This is a genomic window from Devosia faecipullorum (assembly GCF_015158295.1).
Classification (GTDB): Bacteria; Pseudomonadota; Alphaproteobacteria; order Rhizobiales; family Devosiaceae; genus Devosia; species Devosia faecipullorum.
Window position 1 is genome coordinate 784,543 of the sequence record NZ_JACDXV010000001.1, and the last position, 18,402, is coordinate 802,944.

At 61.6% G+C, this 18,402-nt stretch carries 20 protein-coding genes; 9 read left to right on the plus strand and 11 right to left on the minus strand.

Annotated elements, in window-relative coordinates; all coding sequences use genetic code 11:
* Positions 1-199 precede the first annotated feature (199 nt).
* Entirely contained in the window at positions 200-508 is a 309-nt protein-coding gene (locus H0482_RS03930; protein WP_230989426.1) for a TM2 domain-containing protein, read from the minus strand.
* Positions 509-650: 142 nt separating this feature from the next.
* On the opposite strand from H0482_RS03930, the gene H0482_RS03935 reads away from it, so the two are divergent.
* Positions 651-851 carry a hypothetical protein gene (locus H0482_RS03935; RefSeq protein WP_193728695.1) on the plus strand — a complete coding sequence of 67 codons (201 nt, stop codon included), beginning with the start codon at positions 651-653 and terminating at the stop codon, positions 849-851.
* A gap of 117 nt (positions 852-968) precedes the next feature.
* Positions 969-2,093 carry an NADH:flavin oxidoreductase/NADH oxidase gene (locus tag H0482_RS03940; RefSeq protein ID WP_193728696.1) on the plus strand — a complete coding sequence of 375 codons (1,125 nt, stop codon included), beginning with the start codon at positions 969-971 and terminating at the stop codon, positions 2,091-2,093.
* Positions 2,094-2,138: 45 nt separating this feature from the next.
* Here H0482_RS03940 and H0482_RS03945 read toward each other — a convergent pair whose 3' ends face one another.
* The 5 genes from H0482_RS03945 to H0482_RS03965 all read right to left on the minus strand — a co-directional run bounded on the left by H0482_RS03945 (position 2,139) and on the right by H0482_RS03965 (position 8,227).
* The gene (locus tag H0482_RS03945; protein WP_193728697.1) at positions 2,139-4,061 is read right to left on the minus strand and encodes a potassium transporter Kup; all 1,923 of its coding nucleotides are present in this window, start codon (positions 4,059-4,061) and stop codon (positions 2,139-2,141) included.
* A 160-nt stretch (positions 4,062-4,221) separates the two neighbouring features.
* Positions 4,222-4,812: an NADPH-dependent FMN reductase gene (locus H0482_RS03950; protein ID WP_193728698.1), complete on the minus strand. Its 591-nt coding sequence runs from the start codon at positions 4,810-4,812 to the stop codon at positions 4,222-4,224.
* 233 nt (positions 4,813-5,045) lie between these two features.
* The gene (locus tag H0482_RS03955; protein WP_193728699.1) at positions 5,046-5,789 is read right to left on the minus strand and encodes a pyridoxine 5'-phosphate synthase; all 744 of its coding nucleotides are present in this window, start codon (positions 5,787-5,789) and stop codon (positions 5,046-5,048) included.
* 91 nt (positions 5,790-5,880) lie between these two features.
* Positions 5,881-6,435 carry an acetolactate synthase small subunit gene (gene ilvN / locus H0482_RS03960; RefSeq protein ID WP_193728700.1) on the minus strand — a complete coding sequence of 185 codons (555 nt, stop codon included), beginning with the start codon at positions 6,433-6,435 and terminating at the stop codon, positions 5,881-5,883.
* A gap of 22 nt (positions 6,436-6,457) precedes the next feature.
* Entirely contained in the window at positions 6,458-8,227 is a 1,770-nt protein-coding gene (locus tag H0482_RS03965; protein WP_193728701.1) for an acetolactate synthase 3 large subunit, read from the minus strand.
* A gap of 388 nt (positions 8,228-8,615) precedes the next feature.
* Here H0482_RS03965 and H0482_RS03970 point away from each other — a divergent pair, with 388 nt between their 5' ends.
* A complete protein-coding gene (locus tag H0482_RS03970) occupies positions 8,616-10,112 on the plus strand; it encodes an inorganic phosphate transporter (RefSeq protein ID WP_193728702.1) in 1,497 nt (498 codons plus the stop codon).
* Here the strand turns inward: H0482_RS03970 and H0482_RS03975 are convergent.
* The 4 genes from H0482_RS03975 to H0482_RS03990 all read right to left on the minus strand — a co-directional run bounded on the left by H0482_RS03975 (position 10,109) and on the right by H0482_RS03990 (position 11,950).
* The gene (locus H0482_RS03975; protein WP_193728703.1) at positions 10,109-10,570 is read right to left on the minus strand and encodes an NUDIX hydrolase; all 462 of its coding nucleotides are present in this window, start codon (positions 10,568-10,570) and stop codon (positions 10,109-10,111) included. The genes H0482_RS03970 and H0482_RS03975 overlap by 4 nt on opposite strands.
* A 147-nt stretch (positions 10,571-10,717) precedes the next feature.
* Complete coding sequence (locus H0482_RS03980) at positions 10,718-10,933, minus strand: cold-shock protein (RefSeq protein WP_193728704.1); 216 nt, start codon at positions 10,931-10,933, stop codon at positions 10,718-10,720.
* A gap of 285 nt (positions 10,934-11,218) precedes the next feature.
* Positions 11,219-11,497, minus strand: coding sequence for a glycine zipper domain-containing protein (locus H0482_RS03985; RefSeq protein ID WP_193728705.1), 279 nt, complete (start codon positions 11,495-11,497; stop codon positions 11,219-11,221).
* 75 nt (positions 11,498-11,572) lie between these two features.
* Positions 11,573-11,950: a DUF423 domain-containing protein gene (locus tag H0482_RS03990; RefSeq protein WP_193728706.1), complete on the minus strand. Its 378-nt coding sequence runs from the start codon at positions 11,948-11,950 to the stop codon at positions 11,573-11,575.
* A 68-nt stretch (positions 11,951-12,018) separates the two neighbouring features.
* Here H0482_RS03990 and H0482_RS03995 point away from each other — a divergent pair, with 68 nt between their 5' ends.
* Positions 12,019-13,443: an MATE family efflux transporter gene (locus tag H0482_RS03995; RefSeq protein WP_193728707.1), complete on the plus strand. Its 1,425-nt coding sequence runs from the start codon at positions 12,019-12,021 to the stop codon at positions 13,441-13,443.
* Between the two features lie 90 nt (positions 13,444-13,533).
* Here the strand turns inward: H0482_RS03995 and miaA are convergent, their stop codons facing one another.
* Positions 13,534-14,412, minus strand: a complete 879-nt coding sequence (miaA, locus tag H0482_RS04000; RefSeq protein WP_193728708.1) for a tRNA (adenosine(37)-N6)-dimethylallyltransferase MiaA — start codon at positions 14,410-14,412, stop codon at positions 13,534-13,536.
* Positions 14,413-14,442: 30 nt separating this feature from the next.
* On the opposite strand from miaA, the gene serB reads away from it, so the two are divergent.
* The 5 genes from serB (at position 14,443) to H0482_RS04025 (ending at position 18,389) form a co-directional block, all read left to right on the plus strand.
* Positions 14,443-15,315: a phosphoserine phosphatase SerB gene (serB, locus tag H0482_RS04005; RefSeq protein WP_193728709.1), complete on the plus strand. Its 873-nt coding sequence runs from the start codon at positions 14,443-14,445 to the stop codon at positions 15,313-15,315.
* 176 nt (positions 15,316-15,491) lie between these two features.
* Positions 15,492-16,043 carry a YkgJ family cysteine cluster protein gene (locus H0482_RS04010; protein WP_193728710.1) on the plus strand — a complete coding sequence of 184 codons (552 nt, stop codon included), beginning with the start codon at positions 15,492-15,494 and terminating at the stop codon, positions 16,041-16,043.
* A 63-nt stretch (positions 16,044-16,106) separates the two neighbouring features.
* The gene (locus tag H0482_RS04015; RefSeq protein WP_193728711.1) at positions 16,107-16,901 is read left to right on the plus strand and encodes a thymidylate synthase; all 795 of its coding nucleotides are present in this window, start codon (positions 16,107-16,109) and stop codon (positions 16,899-16,901) included.
* Positions 16,898-17,212: a nucleoside triphosphate pyrophosphohydrolase family protein gene (locus tag H0482_RS04020; protein WP_193728712.1), complete on the plus strand. Its 315-nt coding sequence runs from the start codon at positions 16,898-16,900 to the stop codon at positions 17,210-17,212. Before H0482_RS04015 ends, H0482_RS04020 begins: the two co-directional genes overlap by 4 nt.
* Positions 17,213-17,348: 136 nt before the next feature.
* Complete coding sequence (locus H0482_RS04025; RefSeq protein WP_230989427.1) at positions 17,349-18,389, plus strand: DUF4424 family protein; 1,041 nt, start codon at positions 17,349-17,351, stop codon at positions 18,387-18,389.
* The last annotated feature ends 13 nt before the right edge of the window (positions 18,390-18,402 follow it).

Genomic DNA, 18,402 nt, shown 5'->3' on the forward strand with positions numbered 1-18,402 from the left:
AAACAACTCCGACAAAACGCCCGGCTCCATCGCTCCCTCGCCCCTCCGGGGAGAGGGATGGGGTGAGGAGAAAAGGAACTTCGACGGCAGCGTTTCCATCCTCCACACACGCAATCCCATCCTGCGTCACCACCGGGCTTGTCCCGGTGGTCCACGCCGCCACGAACCGGGTCGCCAAAAACGCCGGACAGCCCCCTGCTCAGCCCCGATACCCCAACACCCGGTCGGCAATGCGTGCATTGCGTCCCGCCACGATGCCGGGGATCAGCAGCGCGTCCACCAGCCACCACAACCCGACGATGACCCAGAGAAAGCTCAGGAAGCCGAAGCTGACCAGTGACAGGACCAGAATGATGGTGGAGAGCGCCAGCATGACCAGCCCGCTCAGCGGCCTGCCCAGATAGAAGCGGTGCGCGCCGACATAGCCGAGAAAGGCCCAGAGCACATAGGCTACCAGCAATGATTTCTTCTCGATGTCGTATTGGGCATAGGCGCGATCGAGTGTCATCTCTTCTCCTTGCATTGTCAGTTCATCTGGTATTGCTGCGGCCTCCGTTCAAGTCCGGCGATTTCCGGCGTAAACATAGTGCCCCCGCCCCAATCCTGCCCCGAATATGGGGCCAAACAATCCAGCAAAAAGAGACCCGACCATGCCCAACGACCCCCAAACGCTGATTGGTCTTGCCGTCGGCGCGGTCATTGTCGTCTGGCTCGTCTTTTCGGTATTGCGCAAACTCTTCGGCCTTGCCCTGCTTGCCGCCATCGTCCTTGGCGCCGCCGTGCTGTGGTTCAATCCCGGCCTGGCCCAGCTCGCATGGACCAATCTGCAAGCCTTCCTCGGCACCCGCTGATCGCTGCCATGCGAAACCCGCAACGCGGCCTGCCATTCATCGGCACTTGCCGATGAAGCACAAAAGAGGCATTTAGCACTCCAGAACCGTCCTGCCTTTTTCCGCCAAGGAACCATCATGTCCAAGCTGATGTCGCCCATTGCCCTGCGCGGCCTTACTCTGCGCAATCGCACTGTCGTCGCCCCCATGTGCCAATATTCAGCCGTGGATGGCTTCGCCAATGACTGGCACATGGTCCATCTTGGCCGCTTCGGCATTGGCGGCTTTGGCCTCGTGATCCTCGAAGCAACAGGCATCCTGCCCGAAGCCCGCATTTCCTATGGCGATCTTGGTCTGTGGAAGGACGAGCATATCGCCCCTCTCGGCCGCATCGTCGATTTCCTCCATTCTCAGGGCGCGGCAGCCGGTATTCAGCTCGCCCATGCAGGGCGCAAGGCCTCGACGCCGGTTTCATGGCGCGGCGCCGCCGACCTCGCCACCGATGAACAGCGCCACGCTGCCGGCTACGAGCATTGGCTCCCCGTTGCTCCGAGCGCAGAATCGCATGATCCCGCCAATGCCGATTACCAGGTTCCCGCCAAACTGGACGCGGAAGGCATTGCCCGCGTCATCGACGGCTTCGTCGCCGCCGCGCGGCGCGCCGATCAGGCCGGTTTCGACACGGTCGAAATCCACGCCGCCCATGGCTATCTGCTCAACCAATTCCTCTCCCCGCTCGCCAATCACCGCACCGACGCCTATGGCGGCTCCCGCGAAAATCGCATGCGGCTGGTTCTGGAAGTGACCGAAGCCGTGCGCGCCGTCTGGCCCGAGCACAAGCCGCTGCTGGTCCGTCTTTCTGTCAGCGATAATGCCGAGGGTGGCTGGAGCGTCGAGGACAGCGTGGCGCTGGCCCTCGAACTCAAGGCGCGTGGCGTCGATGCCATCGATTGTTCCAGTGGCGGGCTCGCCCAGGGGCGCATCCAGTCCGCCCCCTCCTATCAGGTGCATTTCGCCCACGCGGTGAAGTCCGGCGCGAACATCCCCACCATGGCGGTTGGCGTGCTCGGCGACTTTGCCGCTGCCGAAACCATTCTTGAAAACGGCGAGGCCGATTTCATTGCCCTGGCCCGCGGCGCTCTCGCCGATCCCAACTGGCCGCTCCATGCCAATACGGCCCTTGGGGGTGATCATTCCATCTGGCCGGTTCAGACCCGCCGGGTCGCCGATTATGACCGGATGATCGCGGCCGCCAGGGTTTGACATCTGGCCTGGCCGAAATGTTGGCAATGTGTTGGCACTTGGCCGTCAGATGATGACCTGCGTCCCGATTTCGACGACTCTGCCGGTGGGAATGTGAAAATATTCGGTGGCATCGCTGGCATTGCGCGCCATGCGGATGAACAGCCGGTCCTGCCAGAAGCCGAACAAGCCCTTGCGCTCGCCCAGTTTCAGCGAGCGCCGGGACAGGAAGAACGACGTGGACATGATGTCGAACTTCCAGCCCAGCTTCCGCGCCAGCGCCAAGGCCTTGGGAATATTGGGGCTTTCCATGAAACCGAAGGTCACCACCACCCGGAAGAACAGTTCGTTATAGGCGTCAATGGTCACCTTTTCGTCGTCCGGCACGCGCGGCGAGGTCGAAGTCCGCACTGTCAGGATCACGTTCTGCTCGTGCAACACCTTGTAATGCTTGAGAGAATGCAGAAGTGCCGTCGGCGCACCCTCGACATCCGAGGTCAGGAAAATCGCGGTGCCCGGCACGATGGTCGGCTTCTTCTTGGCCAGATTATTGACCAGAAATTCCAGCGGCACCTCGTCGCGCCGTGTCTTGTCCGACAGCCGCTTCCGCCCCGCCATCCAGCTCCACATGATCACCGCGACGAAAGCCGCGACCACGGCCGGCACCCAGCCGCCCTGGAACAATTTGGCGGCATTGGCGGCAAAGAACGAGCCGTCGATCACCAGAAAGAGCAGCGCGAAACCGACGACGACGGCGGGATGCCATTTCCAGTTGCGCCACATCACCACGACCAGCAACGCCAGCGTCACGATCATGACGCCTGACACCGCGATACCATAAGCATTTGAAAGCGAAGCAGAACTTCCAAAGGTTGCCACGAGGATCAGCACGCCGATCATCAGCATGGTGTTGATCTGGGGCATGTAGATCTGCCCGCTCTGGGTCGCCGAAGTGTGTTGCACCACCATGCGCGGCAGCATGTTGAGAGCAATGGCCTGCTGGGTAAGACTATAGGTGCCGGTGATCACCGCCTGGCTGGCAATGATGGTCGCCAGTGTCGCCAGAATGACAAAAGGCAGCAGCGCCCATTCCGGCTGCATCTGGAAAAACGGGCTCGCCACATTCTCGATTCCGGCATTCAGCACAAAGGCGCCTTGGCCGAAATAGTTAAGCAGCAAGCACGGGAAGACCAGCGAAAACCAAGCCAGAACAATGGGTTTGCGGCCAAAATGCCCCAGATCGACATAGAGCGCTTCGGCGCCGGTCACCGCCAGGAAAACCGCCCCCATGACCACGAAGGCGATGCCGAAATGATTGAACAGGAAGCCGAAGCCCAGCAACGGGTTAAGTGCCTGCAGCACCGACGGATAGTCGATGATCTGTACCAGCCCGGAAAAACCCAACACCAGAAACCAGACGGCGGTAATGGGGCCGAACACGATCGCCACTTTCGCGGTGCCGAAGCGCTGTACCGCAAACAGCCCCACAATGAGCACCAGCGTGATCGGCACCACCCAGCGCCCCATTCCGGGCGCCACCAACTCCATGCCTTCGACCGCCGAAAGCACTGAAATTGCTGGGGTAAGCAAGGCATCGCCATAGAACATCGCCGCGCCGAGCACGCCGAGCACGGTGATCCAGGCCGGCGGATTGGTGAAGGTCTTTCGTGCCAAAGCCATCAGGCTCAGCGTGCCGCCCTCGCCATTATTGTCGGCGCGGGTAACAAAGAAAATGTACTTCAGCGCCACCGTCAGCGTCAGCGTCCAGACGATCAGCGACAGCAGACCGAGGATTTCGATATCGGTCGATGTCGCGCCGGGCCGCACATGCGTCGCCTGGCGAAAGGCATAGATCGGGCTGGTCCCGATATCGCCATAGACCACACCGATGGCGCCAAGTGTTAGAAGCGGCAAGCTGCTTTTTTTGTGGCTTGCCAGCGGGTTCGCCACGTCGCCAGCATGTTGGCCGGCATTGTCAGTGCGCGTCATGAGCTTTGGCGCTCTCGTTGTTTCAAGGCGGGCGCCGCTATACACCCGCCGCCCGAGACAAACAACACCCCGACCGGCGAATGGTTCAAAAGCCGGCAGGGATCGTCCCTTTCGGAGCGATCCCTGCCAGACAAACGATGATTTGGAGGCCTTCGCGAAGTTACGCGGCGGCGCGGGCAGCCTTGGCGGCATTGCCCCACCAGGTGAGCTGGTCGAGCATATCCTTGGCCGAGTTGCCGATCGAGGCTTCAATATCCGCCAGCGATTTCGTACCGCCGAAACCGGGATGAACGGACATGAAATCGGCGCCGGCAATGTGAACAGCCGAGCGTGTGGAAACCATCTGCAATTCCACGCCGATGGTGCGCAGGTTCTCGACGGCGCGGGCTCCACCCACGCTGCCATAGCCGATCGCGCCGAACGCCTTCTGGTTCCAGTTGGTATAGGCCTGATCGATCGCGTTCTTCAGCGCACCGGTAATCGCGCGGTTATATTCGGCGGTGACAAAGATATAGCCATCGAACTCGGAGATCTTTTTCTGCCACTTCACGGCATTGGCGTTCTGCGATGGCGCCCACGCATTGGAGGCGACTTCGTCAAAGAACGGCAGGTCGAATTCGCGCAGATCGACGATTTCGGCTTCGATTTCGGGGCGTTCATTGGCCTTGTCCAGAATCCACTTGGCAGGGATTTCACCGAAGCGCGTGGCGCGGGTGGACGAGATGATGATGCCGATCTTGAGCTTGGACATTAAACTGCCCTCCTTGGTAACAAATCGTAACTGAGGCGGTATATGTGCCTGCCACCGAATTGCTCAAGAGGGCACCGTTCTGTCAGCGAGGGACAAATAGGTGCCCCGGTTACATTTTTGTAAGCATTTGCAATATAAGGAATTTTTTAGCAGCCACGACCTACGGACCTCCATCCGCAGGCGAATGCGCTCATTTCCCAAACGGATTGTTCTCGGTGTACGAACGACGCCGGCTAGTCTTTCAGCACGGCGATATAGCGCCGCGTAGCCTCGGCAAACCCCATCAGCAAGGCATCGGCGGTCAATCCGTGCCCGATGGACACCTCGGCCACGCCGGGCACCGCTGCCTGGAACGCCGGCAGGTTATCCAGCGTCAGGTCATGTCCGGCATTCACCCCAAGTCCCGCCGCCTTCGCCGCACGACAGGTTTCCGCCAGATCGCTCAGCGCCGCCTGTGCCGCTACGGTATTGTCGTAGCAGGCTCCATAGGGCCCGGTGAACAATTCCACCCGATCGGCGCCGGTGCTTTTGGCCGCCAGCACGCCCTCTTCGCCGGCATCGGGATCGCAGAACAGCGAAATGCGGCGCTCGGGGCGCTTCAGCCGCTGCACTACCGAGCGCAAAAAATTGCCCTTGCCGACAAAATCCCAGCCATGATCGGACGTCGCCTGCGCCGGATCGTCGGGCACCAGCGTAACCTGCTTCGGATTGACCGTCTCGATCAGTTCGAGAAAGTCCTCGCTCGGATAGCCTTCGATATTGAATTCGGCCTGTGGATAGTCCCGGCGCAGCAATTCGGACAGCTCGAAGACGTCGCTGCGGCGGATATGCCGCTCGTCGGGCCGGGGATGGATAGTGATGCCACTCGCGCCCGCGTCCAGCACGACCCGCGCAATGCCGGTAACGCTGGGCCAGGGCAGGTCGCGCCTGTTGCGCAGCTGAGCGACGGCATTAAGATTGGCTGATAGCAGGGTCATGGCAGGTCTCGAACACTTCGAGCCCTGCCATACACCAGACTTCACGCCGCGCCCAATCGAACCTTGTGATAAGGGCGATCAGATTTGGCGTTCACATGCCGTCTGGGCCGCGCGCAATGGCGGCAAGCCCAGTGCGCACCACTTCGACCAGCCCGAGCGGCGCCATCAGTGCGATGAAGCTGTCCACTTTTTCCGGCTTGCCGGTCACCTCGAACACGAAACTTTCCACTGTCGCATCGACGATATGGGCGCGGAAGGCATCGGCCAAGCGCAGCGTTTCGGCGCGATGGTCACCTGAGCCCTTCACCTTGATCAGCGCCAGTTCACGTTCGAGATAAGCGCCCTCGGCGGTCAGGTCATGCACCCGATGCACCGGCACCAGGCGCTCCAGATGCGCCTTGATCTGCACCAGCGTCTTGGGTGTCGCCACCACGACCACGGTGATGCGGCTGAGCCGCCTGTCATGCTCGGTCTCGCTGACGGTCAGGCTTTCAATATTATAGCCGCGCGCCGAAAACAGGCCGACCACGCGGGCGAGAATACCGGGCTCGTTATCCACGAGGACCGAAAGCGTATGGCGCTCGGATTGCTGGGTTTCCTGCGTCAGGAAATAGGCGGAGCCGGTGGGCTGCAAATGTGCGTTCATGTCGTATACCTCCGCAGCCGGCCTAGACCAGCGCGCGTCCCTTCTCGTCGATGATGTCGCCGATATTGGCGGTGTCGGGCAGGATGATTTCGTTGTGCGGCTTGCCCGAGGGGATCATGGGCAGGCAGTTCTCATCCTTTTCGACAATCACGTCGAACAGGACCGGGCCGTCATAATCGATCATTTCGGCAATGGCCGCATCGAGCTCTGCCGGATTTTCGCAACGAATACCCTTGGCGCCATAGGCCTCGGCCAGCTTGACGAAATCGGGCAGCGATTCCGAATAGGAATGCGCATAACGTGAGCCATGCAGCAGATCCTGCCATTGGCGAACCATGCCCATGCGCTCATTGTTGAGGATGAACACCTTGATCGGCAGCCGATATTGCACTGCCGTGGACAGCTCCTGCATGGTCATTTGCACCGAGGCCTCGCCGGCAATGTCGATCACCAGCGCGTCAGGATGCGCCACCTGCACGCCCACCGAGGCCGGCAGGCCATAGCCCATCGTGCCCAGCCCGCCCGAGGTCATCCAGCGATTGGGCTGCTCGAAGTGGAAATACTGGGCCGCCCACATCTGATGCTGACCCACTTCGGTGGTGATATAGACTTCCTTGTCCTGCTTTTTCGTCGCATCGTAGAGCCGCTGGATCGCCCATTGCGGCTTGATGACCGAATCCGAATTCTTGTAATTGAGCGAACCGACTGCCCGCCAGGCCTCGATCTGCGCCCACCACGGCGCAATCGCCTCGCTGCGCGGCTGGTTGGTCCGGCTGCGCCAGATGCGGATCATCTCTTCCAGGACGCGGTTGCAATCGCCCACGATCGGCACGTCCACGCGAATGATCTTGTTGATCGAGCTGGGATCGATATCGACATGAATCTTGCGGCTATGCGGCGAGAAGGCATCCACCCTCCCGGTAATGCGGTCATCGAAGCGCGCGCCGATATTGATCATCACGTCGCAATCGTGCATCGCCAGATTGGCTTCGTAGGTGCCGTGCATGCCCAGCATGCCCATCCATTGCGGATTGGAGGCGGGGAAGGCCCCCAGCCCCATCAGCGTGGAGGTGACGGGGAAGCCGGTCAGCTCGGCCAGCTCGCGCAGATTTTCCGACGCTTCCGGCCCGGCATTGATCACGCCGCCGCCGGTATAGAAAATCGGCCGCTCCGCCTTGAGCATGAGATCGACGGCTGCCTCGATGGCCGCGAGATCCCCGTCCATCTGGGGACGATAGGACTTGTGCCGCAGCGTGCCGGGCTCGGGCTTGTAGTAATCGCCGACAGCGAATTGCACGTCCTTGGGAATGTCGATGACCACGGGGCCGGGCCGGCCGGTCGTGGCAATATGGAAAGCCTCATGCAGCACGCGCGGCAGGTCGGCGACATTCTTCACTAGGTAATTGTGCTTGGTGCAGGAGCGGGTAATGCCAACGGTGTCGCATTCCTGGAAGCCGTCCGTGCCGATCAGCGTGGTCGGCACCTGCGCGGTGATGCAGACCAGAGGAATGGAATCGAGCAATGCGTCGGTGAGCCCGGTGACCGCGTTGGTGGCGCCGGGGCCGGAGGTGACCAGGACCACGCCGGGCTTGCCGGTCGAGCGCGCATAGCCCTCGGCCATGTGCGTCGCGCCCTGCTCGTGCCGCACCAGGATATGCTTGACGAAATCCTGCTGGAACATTGCGTCATAGATCGGCAGCGCCGCCCCACCCGGATAGCCGAAGATATGTTCGACACCCTGATCGGTCAGCGCCTGGATCACCATTTCAGCGCCAGTCATTTTTTCGGCCATTGTCAGCCCTTCCTGAATTCCTGCCCCTCCCGGGGGTCTGTCCGTCATTTCCCGCCTCATCCCGCGCGGCGGAAAAAGGCAATAAAAAAAGGCAATAAAAAAGGCCCCATTCGGGACCTGTTTTCGGCGCACCAGCATTCGCGCGGGGTTTTACCCCACGTCGCCGATGCGCCTGCATACTACGAGAATGAGTGCCCGCACTGGACCGCTCCAAAATTCTAGACGCGGCATTGTTAAAAGTAATGCAGCCGCAAAGTCAAGCCAAAGCCACCATGCCCCCGAACGCCCCGCAACAGGGGGTAAAGCCGATGCGTGGCGTTTTGGGGGATTGCAGTGCCGCGCAGGGATGCTAAAGCCCCAGCCAAATTCACGATGACAGTGTGATGAAATGAGCAAAAGCGCGCTGGACAAGGACTTGCAGCGGGTCACGGGCCTGGAGATCGCCACGCACGATCTGGGCCGCAAACTCGCCGCGCCGGGCATTGCGCTGGTCTTCCTGCTGCTCGCGGCGCTGTGGGGCAGTTTCGTCGTCGGTGATGGACCCTCAGCCTATATCGTGATCATCGGAGCCGCCATTGCCGGCTATATGGCGCTCAATGTCGGCGCCAATGACGTGGCCAATAATATGGGCCCCGCCGTGGGCTCCCGCGCCCTCACCATGGTCGGCGCATTGATCATCGCCGCCATATTCGAGGCCGCTGGCGCCCTTCTCGCTGGCGGCGACGTGGTCAATACCGTGGCGCGCGACCTGCTGCTGGCGCCGGAAATCGAGGCCACCACCTTCATTCTCGTGATGATGGCGGCTCTGCTCGCTTCGGCCCTCTGGGTCAATCTGGCCACCTATATCGGCGCGCCGGTATCCACCACCCACGCCGTGGTCGGCGGCGTGGTCGGCTCGGGCATCGCCTCCGCCGGCTTTGCCGTGGTAAACTGGCCGACGATCGGCGCCATTGCCACGTCCTGGGTCATCTCCCCCGTCCTGGGTGGCTTGTTCGCGGCCCTGTTCCTCATCATTGTCCAGAGCACCATTACCGGGCGGCTCGACAAGATTTCCGCGGCGCGGCTCTGGGTGCCCATCTTCGTTGCCGCCATGACCGGCATCTTTGTCATGTATCTGGCCACCAAGGGGTTGAGCCGGATCTGGAAACCGGACGGCGTCACCACGCTCCTGCTCGGGCTCGGCTTCAGCATTTTGGGCTGGCTCGTGGCCATGCCGTGGGTCCGCAAGCAGTCGCAGCACATGGAAAACCGCAAGAAACACGTGGCGACTTTGTTCCGGCTGCCGCTGATTGTCTCGGCGGCGCTGCTGTCCTTCGCCCACGGCGCCAATGACGTCGCCAACGCCATCGGCCCGCTCGCCGCCATTGCCAGCGCCGTCGAAACCGGCACTGGCGATGTCGCCGGGATCACCTTGCCCTTCTGGGTGCTGGCCATCGGCGCCATCGGCATTTCTCTGGGCCTGGCGCTGTTTGGCCCCCGCCTCATCCGCACCGTGGGCGAACAGATCACCAAGCTTAATGAAATCCGCGCGTGTTGCGCCGCCCTCTCCGCCGCCATCACCGTATTGGTGGCCTCGGCCCTGGGCATGCCGGTCTCGTCCACCCATATTGCGGTGGGCGCGGTCTTCGGCGTTGGTTTCCTGCGCGAATATGCGTCGCGCCGCGACATGGATGGCAGCTCCGTTCCGGTCAATGCGCGGTTCATGGATGCCAGCCAGCTCAATGCTACACCCGAAGACGCATTGGCCAATGCCCGCCAGCGCGAGGGCCGCCTGCTGGTGCGCCGGCAGCATGTCTACAGCATCTTCGCCGCCTGGGTCGTGACAGTTCCGGCATCGGCCCTGCTGGCCGGCCTGCTTTATCTGGGGCTGGACCTGATTATTTAGGTCTTGCCGATGCGCTGGACGTGCAGCATCTCGGCGAGGCGGGCGAGCGAACGGTCCGCCAGCAGGCGCCTGGCTTCGGACAGCGTCGCCCAATGGCGCAGGCGCTGATTGTCTTCGCGCCAATTGTCATGCTGCTGGGTCACCCGCAGCGGATATAGATCGACATCGACCAGCGTCACGCCATCATTGCCGATGCTGGCTCGATAGCTGCCGACCGGCGATTGCTCGATATCGCCGGAAACGCCCGCCTCTTCCAGCGCCTCGCTGGCCGCGCTGTCCCAGGGGGTGAAGCCCGGCTCGATCGCGCCCTTGGGAAAAATCCACTTTCCGCTGCGCCGCGAGGTGATGAGCAGGAAAGCCATGCGCCCGTCTACGATTGCATAAGGCATCGCCCCCGCCTGCCGCAGCCCCTCCGGCGTTTCCACCTTCGGGCTCCAGTTCTTGAGAAATTCGCGCATCGCCTCACCACAATATCATGTCAGCGCCGTTTGGCACGGCTGGGCCGCCGGAGTCCACCGTCCCGACGAAAAACAGGCCCCGAAGGGCCTGTTCGAATTCTTTGATGCGGGAGCGCGCCGCAAGCTGGCGACAAATGCCGCCTCGTCTTAGCTCAGCAGCGTCAGCTGGCCGGCGGAAACCTTGCCGTCACGGCCAGTTTCCAGCTCGAAGCTCACCTTGTCGCCTTCGTAAAGGCCCTGCAGGCCCGACCGCTGCACGGCGGAAATGTGCACGAATGCATCCTTCTCGCCATTGTCGGGCGAAATGAAGCCATAGCCCTTGGTGGTGTTGAAGAACTTCACGGTCCCGGTAATGGCGGCCATGGAAAACCTCTTGGTCTGTTATGCCGCATGTTGCGGCGTAAGGATCTATCCGGTGCAGGGCACCGCATTTACGATTCACGAGATCAGGAGGTAGCCTATGGTCCGGTCGAGCCGAACATTCAGGTAGCGCAAGACAAGTGGCACGCAAGCGATACTATCTCTTGGCGTCTTTGCTTTTTCAAGATCGATTCCGCTACACGAAAACACCCGGCTGGGGGGCCAGCCGGGTGTTTTTGCGCCGGGGAGGCGCTGAGCCGCAGGGGGCGCTGCGGCATTCGGAAATTCTTATCCGCGCGGTGCGCAGGTATCGATGAACTCGCGGCCATAGCGATCGACATAGACGCACTGATTGCGGGCCCGGTTGTGGACGCGAACCGCGTCGCCAACGGCAGCGCCTGCTACCGCACCGATACCGGCACCCACTGCCGTGCCGACGAGGCTGCCGCCAGTTGCGGCTGCGCCGACGACGCCTCCGCCAATGGCACCGACGGTTGCGCCCTGCTGGGTGGTGGTGCAGGCCGCCATCGACAGCGCGGTCACGGCAATGATCAGAATTTTGTGCATGGGATCCTCCAACAGCATATTTCTGCAATCTCGCAGTCTGAAATGCGCCTTCTCCTGAAAGGTTCCAGCGCGATTTTAATCTTTATTGATCTTTTTTCGATTGGGCCCGAAAAATCCGGCAAGTGCGACGAAGGCCCAACCCAGCATCATGCCCCCGCCACCAAGGGGCGCGGCGCCAGGGAAAAGACCATTCCCTGTCCATTCGCGCAACCCCAGATCGCCTGCGAAGACCAATGTGCCTGCCGCAAGAATCCAACCGGCAGCCAGCAACATGCGCGAGTTCCCAAACAGGCCCAGCGCCAGCAATGCCGGACCATGCGACAGGCCGATGGCGGCAATACCGGCCAGATTACGCGACTCCGCCATGTGCGAAGACCCCGCCGCTGCAGCGACCCCGGCAGCGCCCACAAGCCCCGCAACGACCAACAGAAGACCCTGCTTATAATGATCCATGATTTCCCACTGCTTTCCCACCGGGCCGGTTTCGACTACAGCATGGCTCGCAAGTGTAGGAAAAGACAATGAGTGACACAGTCGCGCCGGTCGAACGGGTGCAATCCGTGCCATCCGCGGCATTGAGCTGGGGCGAGGAACTGCGCGCGACCTTTACCCTGGCCTGGCCATTGGTCATCGCGCAATTGGCGCAGAACGCCCTGCACACGACGGACGTGATCCTGCTCGGCTGGCTCGGGCCCGCCTATCTCGCCGCTGGCACGCTGGGAACCACGTTTTTCATGCCCTTCCTGCTGTTTGGTGTCGGCGTCGTTGGCGCTGTGGCGCCGCTGGTGGCGCAGGCGCGCGGCGCCCGCAACATCAAGGCCATCCGCCGCATCGTACGGCAGGGATTCTGGGCGACGATCGTGCTGGCCACTCTCCTGCTGCCCCTGGTTCTCCAGATCAGGCCGATCTACCTGTTTCTCGGGCAGGATCCGGCCGCAACCGAGATGGCCGAGCAATTCGTCCAGATCGTCGCCTGGTCGCTTTTTCCGGCTATCGGCATCATCGCGCTGCGCTCCTTCCTCTCCGCCTTCGACGCCACCCGCATCATTCTGGTGATCACGCTGATGGGCGTCGTCATCAATGCGCTCATCGCCTATGCGCTGATTTTCGGCAATTTCGGTCTCCCTCGCCTCGAATTGCGCGGGGCGGGCATCGCCACGCTCACCACCAACATCATCATGTTCCTGCTGATGCTGGCCTATGTCGTGCGCCATCCCCGATTCGGGCGCTTCCATATCCTCATGCGGTTCTGGAAGCCCGATTGGGGCCATTTCCGCTCCATCTTCGCTATCGGCACGCCGATTGCCCTCACAATTCTGGCCGAGGTCGGCATGTTCACCGCCGCGGCGCTGCTGATGGGCCTGATCGGCACCGATGAAATCGCCGCCCACGCCATCGCGCTGCAATGCGCCTCCATGGCCTTCATGGTGCCGATGGGCCTCGGCATCGCCGCCACCGTGCGTGTGGGCGTCGCCTATGGCCGCCGCGACCGCGAAGGCATCCGCAAGGCCGGCTGGATGGCGCTCATGCTCGGCACCGGCTTCATGACCCTGTCCTGCCTCACCTTCCTGTTCTTTGGCCGGCCCATCGTCTCGATCTTTCTCGATCCGTCCGTCGAGGCCAACGCCCATGCACTCGGCCTCGCCGTGTCCTTCCTTGCCGTCGCTGCCATCTTCCAGCTGGTGGATGGCGCGCAGGTCACCGCCGCACACGCCCTGCGCGGCCTCAACGACACCAAAATTCCGATGGTGCTGGCCATTATCGGCTATTGGATGATTGGCTTGCCGACCAGCTATGTTCTGGGTTTCGTGTTCGACCTGCGCGGCGTCGGCATCTGGCTCGGCCTCGCGGTCGGCCTCACCTTCGTTGCCATCGTGCTGCTCACCCGCTTTGCACTGCGCGAAAGGCTGGGCCTTTTGGAAAAGATCGGGGTGGCACGGGGTTAAATCACCTGCGCCTCTCGCGGGGCCTTCCGACGGACCTGCCCACCCCATTGTCATTGCCCGGCTTGTCCGGCAATCCAATTCCCCTGCCGCCTAACCCGGCACGATGCGCGGCCAGTCTCCCATGCGGTTGCGAAACCAGGTCCGCTGCCTTTTGGCATATTGCCTTGTGGCGATGATGGCGCGCTCGATGGCTTCGTCGCGGTCCAGTTCACCGGCCAGCCATGCCGATATCTCCGGCACGCCGATCGCCTTCATTGCCGGCAACGACGGATCGAGCTGTTGTGACAGCACCGCCCGGACCTCGTCTACAGCCCCCGATTCGAACATGGCCTCGAAGCGCCGCGCGATCCGCCCCCTCAAGATCTCCCGGTCCGGCCACAAAACCATTTTTTCCAGCGACCACTCGGCGAGGAGCCCCGGTCGCTGATCGGCCTGAAAGCTGGAAAGTGTCCGCCCTGTTGCCCGCTTGACCGCCAGCGCCCGGATCGCCCGCTGCGGATCGGCCACGCTCAGCCGCGCCGCCGTTTCGGGATCTTCCTTCAGCAGCAATGCCATGCGCCCCGCTTCGTCCAGCGCTTGAATCTCTTGTTGAACTTGAAGCACGGCCGCCTCGCCGATCTCGGGAATATCGGCAAATCCCTTGGTCAGCGCATCGAAATAAAGCCCTGTCCCACCAACGAAAATCAGCTCGCGCGCTGGAGAGGCTTCGGCAATTATCGCCTCCACTGCCCGCACCCATTGTCCGGTCGAGAACCGCTGCGTCACCGGCACAAAGCCATAGAGCCGGTGTTCGGCGGCGGCCTCGTCCTCGGAGCTCGGTCGGGCGGTGACGATTTGCAGCGTGTCATAAACCTGCATGGAATCGGCATTGACGATGAGCCCGCCGCCACGCCGCGCGCGGTCCAGCGCCAGCGCCGACTTGCCGCTTGCGGTTGGACCCGCTATCAGCACTGCGCGCCTCTGGCCCATCAAATCCCGCCTCCGAAAGCTGCTGTCGCCATGCCGGTTCTATCCCTGATCGCCAATCCTGCCGACCCCGAACTCGACGTGGCCCTCGTGGCCAAGGTGGTCGCAAAAACCGGCGGCGAACTCAACTGGCAAAACCACGGCATTGCCTGCGAGATCTTTGAGCCTACCGCGCCGGATGCGCTTGAAATCGCTAGGGAAATCCTTTCCGGCAGGGCCGTTGACGCCAATCTGCTGCCCAGCGAAGGCCGCCGCAAGCTGTTGCTGGTCGCCGACATGGATTCCACCATGATCGAGCAGGAATGCATCGACGAACTGGCCGCAGCGCTCGATCTCAAGCCCCAGGTGGCCGAAATTACCGAACGCGCCATGCGCGGTGAACTCGACTTCGCCGAGGCTTTGGACACGCGGGTCGCCCTGCTCAGGGGCCTCGAAAACAAGGTCATCGAGGAAGTTCGCCGCGAGGCCATCACGCTGGCTCCCGGTGGCCGCGCCCTGGTGCAGACCATGAAGGCCTATGGCGCCTATACCTCTCTGGTCTCGGGCGGCTTCACCTTTTTTGCCGACTATTTCGCCAGGCGCATCGGCTTCGACGAGGCCATCGCCAATGTCCTCGAATTCGATGGCGACCGCCTCACCGGCACCGTCGCCAAGCCCATCGTGGACAAGAATACCAAGCGCGAACGGCTTCTGGCCCTGGTCGAAGAACGCGGCCTCGACACCAGCCAGACCATCGCCGTCGGCGACGGCGCCAATGACCTCGACATGATCGGCGTCGCCGGTTTCGGTGTCGCGCTGCATGCCAAGCCCGCCGTGGCCGAGGCCGCCGGCATCCGCATCGATCATGGCGACCTCACTGCCCTGCTCTATCTGCAAGGCTATGCCGAGGACGAGTTCGTTCGCTAGCGCATGTCTTCCGAAAGTGGCTCCGGTTTCAGGACGAAGACATGCGCCAAAACAAGATCTAAAGCGCAGGGCGCGAATCTGAAAGATCGCGACGCGCTTTTGCCAATCCTCTGGACATGATCGGCGTTTGTCCGCTTAGCTTTCCCGGGGAGCCGACGCGGCAGGAGGTACGTCCATTGTCGATGACCATTTTGGACGACCGAAGCTGCGGCACCTGCACCGCATGCTGTTCCTTCGCGCCCATCCGGGTCGAAACCCTGCAAAAGCCGGCCAATTCGCTTTGCCGCCATTGCGCGCCGGGCCGGGGTTGCACGGTCTATGAAGCGCGCCCCCAGGTTTGCCGTGGCTTTTATTGCGGCTGGTTCTTCCTGCCCGAACTTGGCCCCGCCTGGCATCCGGAATTGAGCGGCGTCGTCATCCGCTCCGAATCCTTCAACAACGACACCATCACCATTCTGGTTCTGCGCCTGTCGGAATTCCTCATTTCCGAGGATTTCGCCGGTCTGGTCGGCGCCTGGATCGAGGCCGGCATTGCCGTCGAATTCGAACGGGTCGGCCCCGAAGGCCACCTGCCGGCCAAGATGCGGGTCAACGAATTGCTTGAGGATGCGGTGGCCGCGCGCGACCTGCGGGAAATGCAGAAGATTTTCGCCTGGTCGCTGGCCCATATCGAGCAGTCACACACCTGGGAACGCGACGACACCGAATTCTTCAGCGCGCTGGTATAGCTTCCAGTTCACAAACCATCCGCGCATGCGGCAGCGCGTGACGAATCGCACTAGATTGACGTCATGCAGCCCTATCTGAAGCTTCTCTCCGACATTCTCGAACACGGCACCGACAAGTCGGACCGCACCGGCACCGGCACGCGCAGCCTGTTCGGCTACCAGATGCGCTTCGATCTCTCGAAGGGCTTCCCGCTGGTCACCACCAAGAAGCTCCACATCAAATCCATCATCTATGAACTGCTCTGGTTCATTCGCGGCGAGACCAATGTGCGCTGGCTGCAGGAGCGTGGTGTCACCATCTGGGACGAATGGGCTGACGAGAACGGCGATCTGGGGCCGGTCTATGGCAGCCAGTGGCGCAACTGGCCCGCCCCCGATGGCCGCAAGATCGACCAATTGCAGAATGTTGTCGACCAGATCAGGGCCAAGCCGGACAGCCGCCGCCACATCGTTTCCGCCTGGAATCCGGCGGAAGTGGACAATATGGCGCTGCCGCCCTGCCACGCCCTGTTCCAGTTCTACGTGGCCGATGGCCGGTTGAGCTGCCAGCTTTATCAGCGCTCCGCCGACACCTTTCTCGGCGTGCCCTTCAACATCGCTTCCTATGCGCTGCTCACCCATATGGTGGCGCAGGTCTGCGATCTTGAGGTCGGCGATTTCGTGCACACTTTGGGCGATGCGCATATCTACAGCAATCATTTCGAGCAGGCACGGCTGCAACTGAGCCGTGAGCCACGCCCCCTGCCCAGGCTGATCATGAATCCTGAGCGCCGTCGGCTGGAGGATTTCGTCTTCGAGGACTTTGCCTTCGAAGGTTACGATCCCCATCCACGTATCGCCGCGCCCATCGCCATATGAACCGCTCTCTGGCCGAACTCACCGCGCTGGTGGCGCAGGTATCCGACATTTATGCCGAGCGGAACGACATCGACCGCGACGACGATTGGGCGATCCTCAAATTGCAGGAAGAGCTTGGCGAATTGACCGCCGAACATCTCCGGCTCTCGGGCCGCGGCCGGCGCAAGGACCAGGACGAGGAGACGATCCTCGAAGCGCGCGAGGATGAGGCGGCCGACCTTCTGGCCATGCTGCTGCTCTATGCACGGCATAATAGCATCGACCTCGACAAGGCCCTGCAACGCAAATGGTTTCGGTATCTGAGCGAGTGATCGCCGCCGATGAAATCGCGCGCGCTCCCGGTCTTTGCCACCTTCTTGCGGGCGAATACAAATCTGCCCTTCGCACCGTCACCGGGAAACGCTAGCCTGTGTGCCGGAGATGCGCCTGACACATAAGGGAAGCAACATGCAGAAACTGGTCGTCGCACTGGCGATGAGCGCCTTGGCCCTGCCTGCCATGGCCAATGACACCATGGCCCAGCTCGGCACGGGCGGGCTGATTTTCGTCACCAGCGACGATATCAGGATGGCCTCCGAGCACCTGTTCGTGTCGCGTGACGAGATCAAGGTTGTCTACGAATTCGACAATGAGCTCGACGAGGCACAGGACATTCTTGTCGCCTTCCCCATGCCGGACCTCGAAGGCGGGCCCGAGCGCATGGTCGCCATTCCAGGTCTCTACGATCCCGAAACCGGCACCGAATCGAGTGATCCGGACAATCTTTTCCGGTTCCGGACCACGTTGAACGGCGAGCCCGTCGAGGCCCAACTGCATCAATATGCCTATCACAACAATATCGATTATTCAGCGATGCTGACCGGCTTCGGCGTGCCGCTAAATCCCAATATTGAGGCCACCCTTCCCGCCTTGGCCGCGCTTTCTGAAGAGCAGACCGCCGAGCTTCTCCATCACGGTCTCATCTTCGTGATGGAATACGATGCCGGCGACGGCTGGGTTTCAGAGCGCACGCCGCTTTGGTCCCTGCGCTCCACCTATTCCTGGGAAGCGAATTTCCCGCCCGGCGTCTCGGAGGTCGTTCACACCTATCTGCCCAGCGTTGGCGGCACGACCGGGCTCTCCTTCCTGCCCTATAATGACGAGGACGACTGGACCGAGCGCAATTTCCGCGACTACACCAACAAATATTGCATGGACGAAAAGTTCATTGCCGCCGCCAAGCGCGGCGCAGTCGAGAACGATGGCTGGACGCACTATCCTTACATGGAAAACTGGATTTCCTATGTCTGGTCCACCGGCAATAATTGGTCCGGACCCATTGGCAAGTTCACCCTGACCATAGACAAGGGCAAACAGGACAGCCTTGTCTCTTTTTGCGGAGAGAACGTGAAGAAAATCGGCCCCACCACCTTCGAGATGACCGAGACCGATTGGTATCCGCCCTGGAACCGCGAACTCGAAATCCTCATCCTCGACAAGCTGGATTGAGGCGATCCTCGAT

Coding starts and splice junctions, on each gene's coding strand:
- H0482_RS03945 (WP_193728697.1), bottom strand. CDS start 4,061: ATGACGCGCACTGACAATGCCGGCCAACATGCTGGCGACGTGGCGAAC.
- H0482_RS03955 (WP_193728699.1), bottom strand. CDS start 5,789: ATGACCCTGCTATCAGCCAATCTTAATGCCGTCGCTCAGCTGCGCAAC.
- H0482_RS03980 (WP_193728704.1), bottom strand. CDS start 10,933: ATGGCCGCCATTACCGGGACCGTGAAGTTCTTCAACACCACCAAGGGC.
- H0482_RS03995 (WP_193728707.1), top strand. CDS start 12,019: ATGAGTGACACAGTCGCGCCGGTCGAACGGGTGCAATCCGTGCCATCC.
- H0482_RS04025 (WP_230989427.1), top strand. CDS start 17,349: ATGCAGAAACTGGTCGTCGCACTGGCGATGAGCGCCTTGGCCCTGCCT.
- H0482_RS03935 (WP_193728695.1), top strand. CDS start 651: ATGCCCAACGACCCCCAAACGCTGATTGGTCTTGCCGTCGGCGCGGTC.
- H0482_RS03950 (WP_193728698.1), bottom strand. CDS start 4,812: ATGTCCAAGCTCAAGATCGGCATCATCATCTCGTCCACCCGCGCCACG.
- H0482_RS03985 (WP_193728705.1), bottom strand. CDS start 11,497: ATGCACAAAATTCTGATCATTGCCGTGACCGCGCTGTCGATGGCGGCC.
- H0482_RS03930 (WP_230989426.1), bottom strand. CDS start 508: ATGACACTCGATCGCGCCTATGCCCAATACGACATCGAGAAGAAATCA.
- H0482_RS03965 (WP_193728701.1), bottom strand. CDS start 8,227: ATGGCCGAAAAAATGACTGGCGCTGAAATGGTGATCCAGGCGCTGACC.
- ilvN (WP_193728700.1), bottom strand. CDS start 6,435: ATGAACGCACATTTGCAGCCCACCGGCTCCGCCTATTTCCTGACGCAG.
- H0482_RS04015 (WP_193728711.1), top strand. CDS start 16,107: ATGCAGCCCTATCTGAAGCTTCTCTCCGACATTCTCGAACACGGCACC.
- H0482_RS03975 (WP_193728703.1), bottom strand. CDS start 10,570: ATGCGCGAATTTCTCAAGAACTGGAGCCCGAAGGTGGAAACGCCGGAG.
- serB (WP_193728709.1), top strand. CDS start 14,443: ATGCCGGTTCTATCCCTGATCGCCAATCCTGCCGACCCCGAACTCGAC.
- miaA (WP_193728708.1), bottom strand. CDS start 14,412: ATGGGCCAGAGGCGCGCAGTGCTGATAGCGGGTCCAACCGCAAGCGGC.
- H0482_RS04020 (WP_193728712.1), top strand. CDS start 16,898: ATGAACCGCTCTCTGGCCGAACTCACCGCGCTGGTGGCGCAGGTATCC.
- H0482_RS03940 (WP_193728696.1), top strand. CDS start 969: ATGTCCAAGCTGATGTCGCCCATTGCCCTGCGCGGCCTTACTCTGCGC.
- H0482_RS03970 (WP_193728702.1), top strand. CDS start 8,616: ATGAGCAAAAGCGCGCTGGACAAGGACTTGCAGCGGGTCACGGGCCTG.
- H0482_RS03990 (WP_193728706.1), bottom strand. CDS start 11,950: ATGGATCATTATAAGCAGGGTCTTCTGTTGGTCGTTGCGGGGCTTGTG.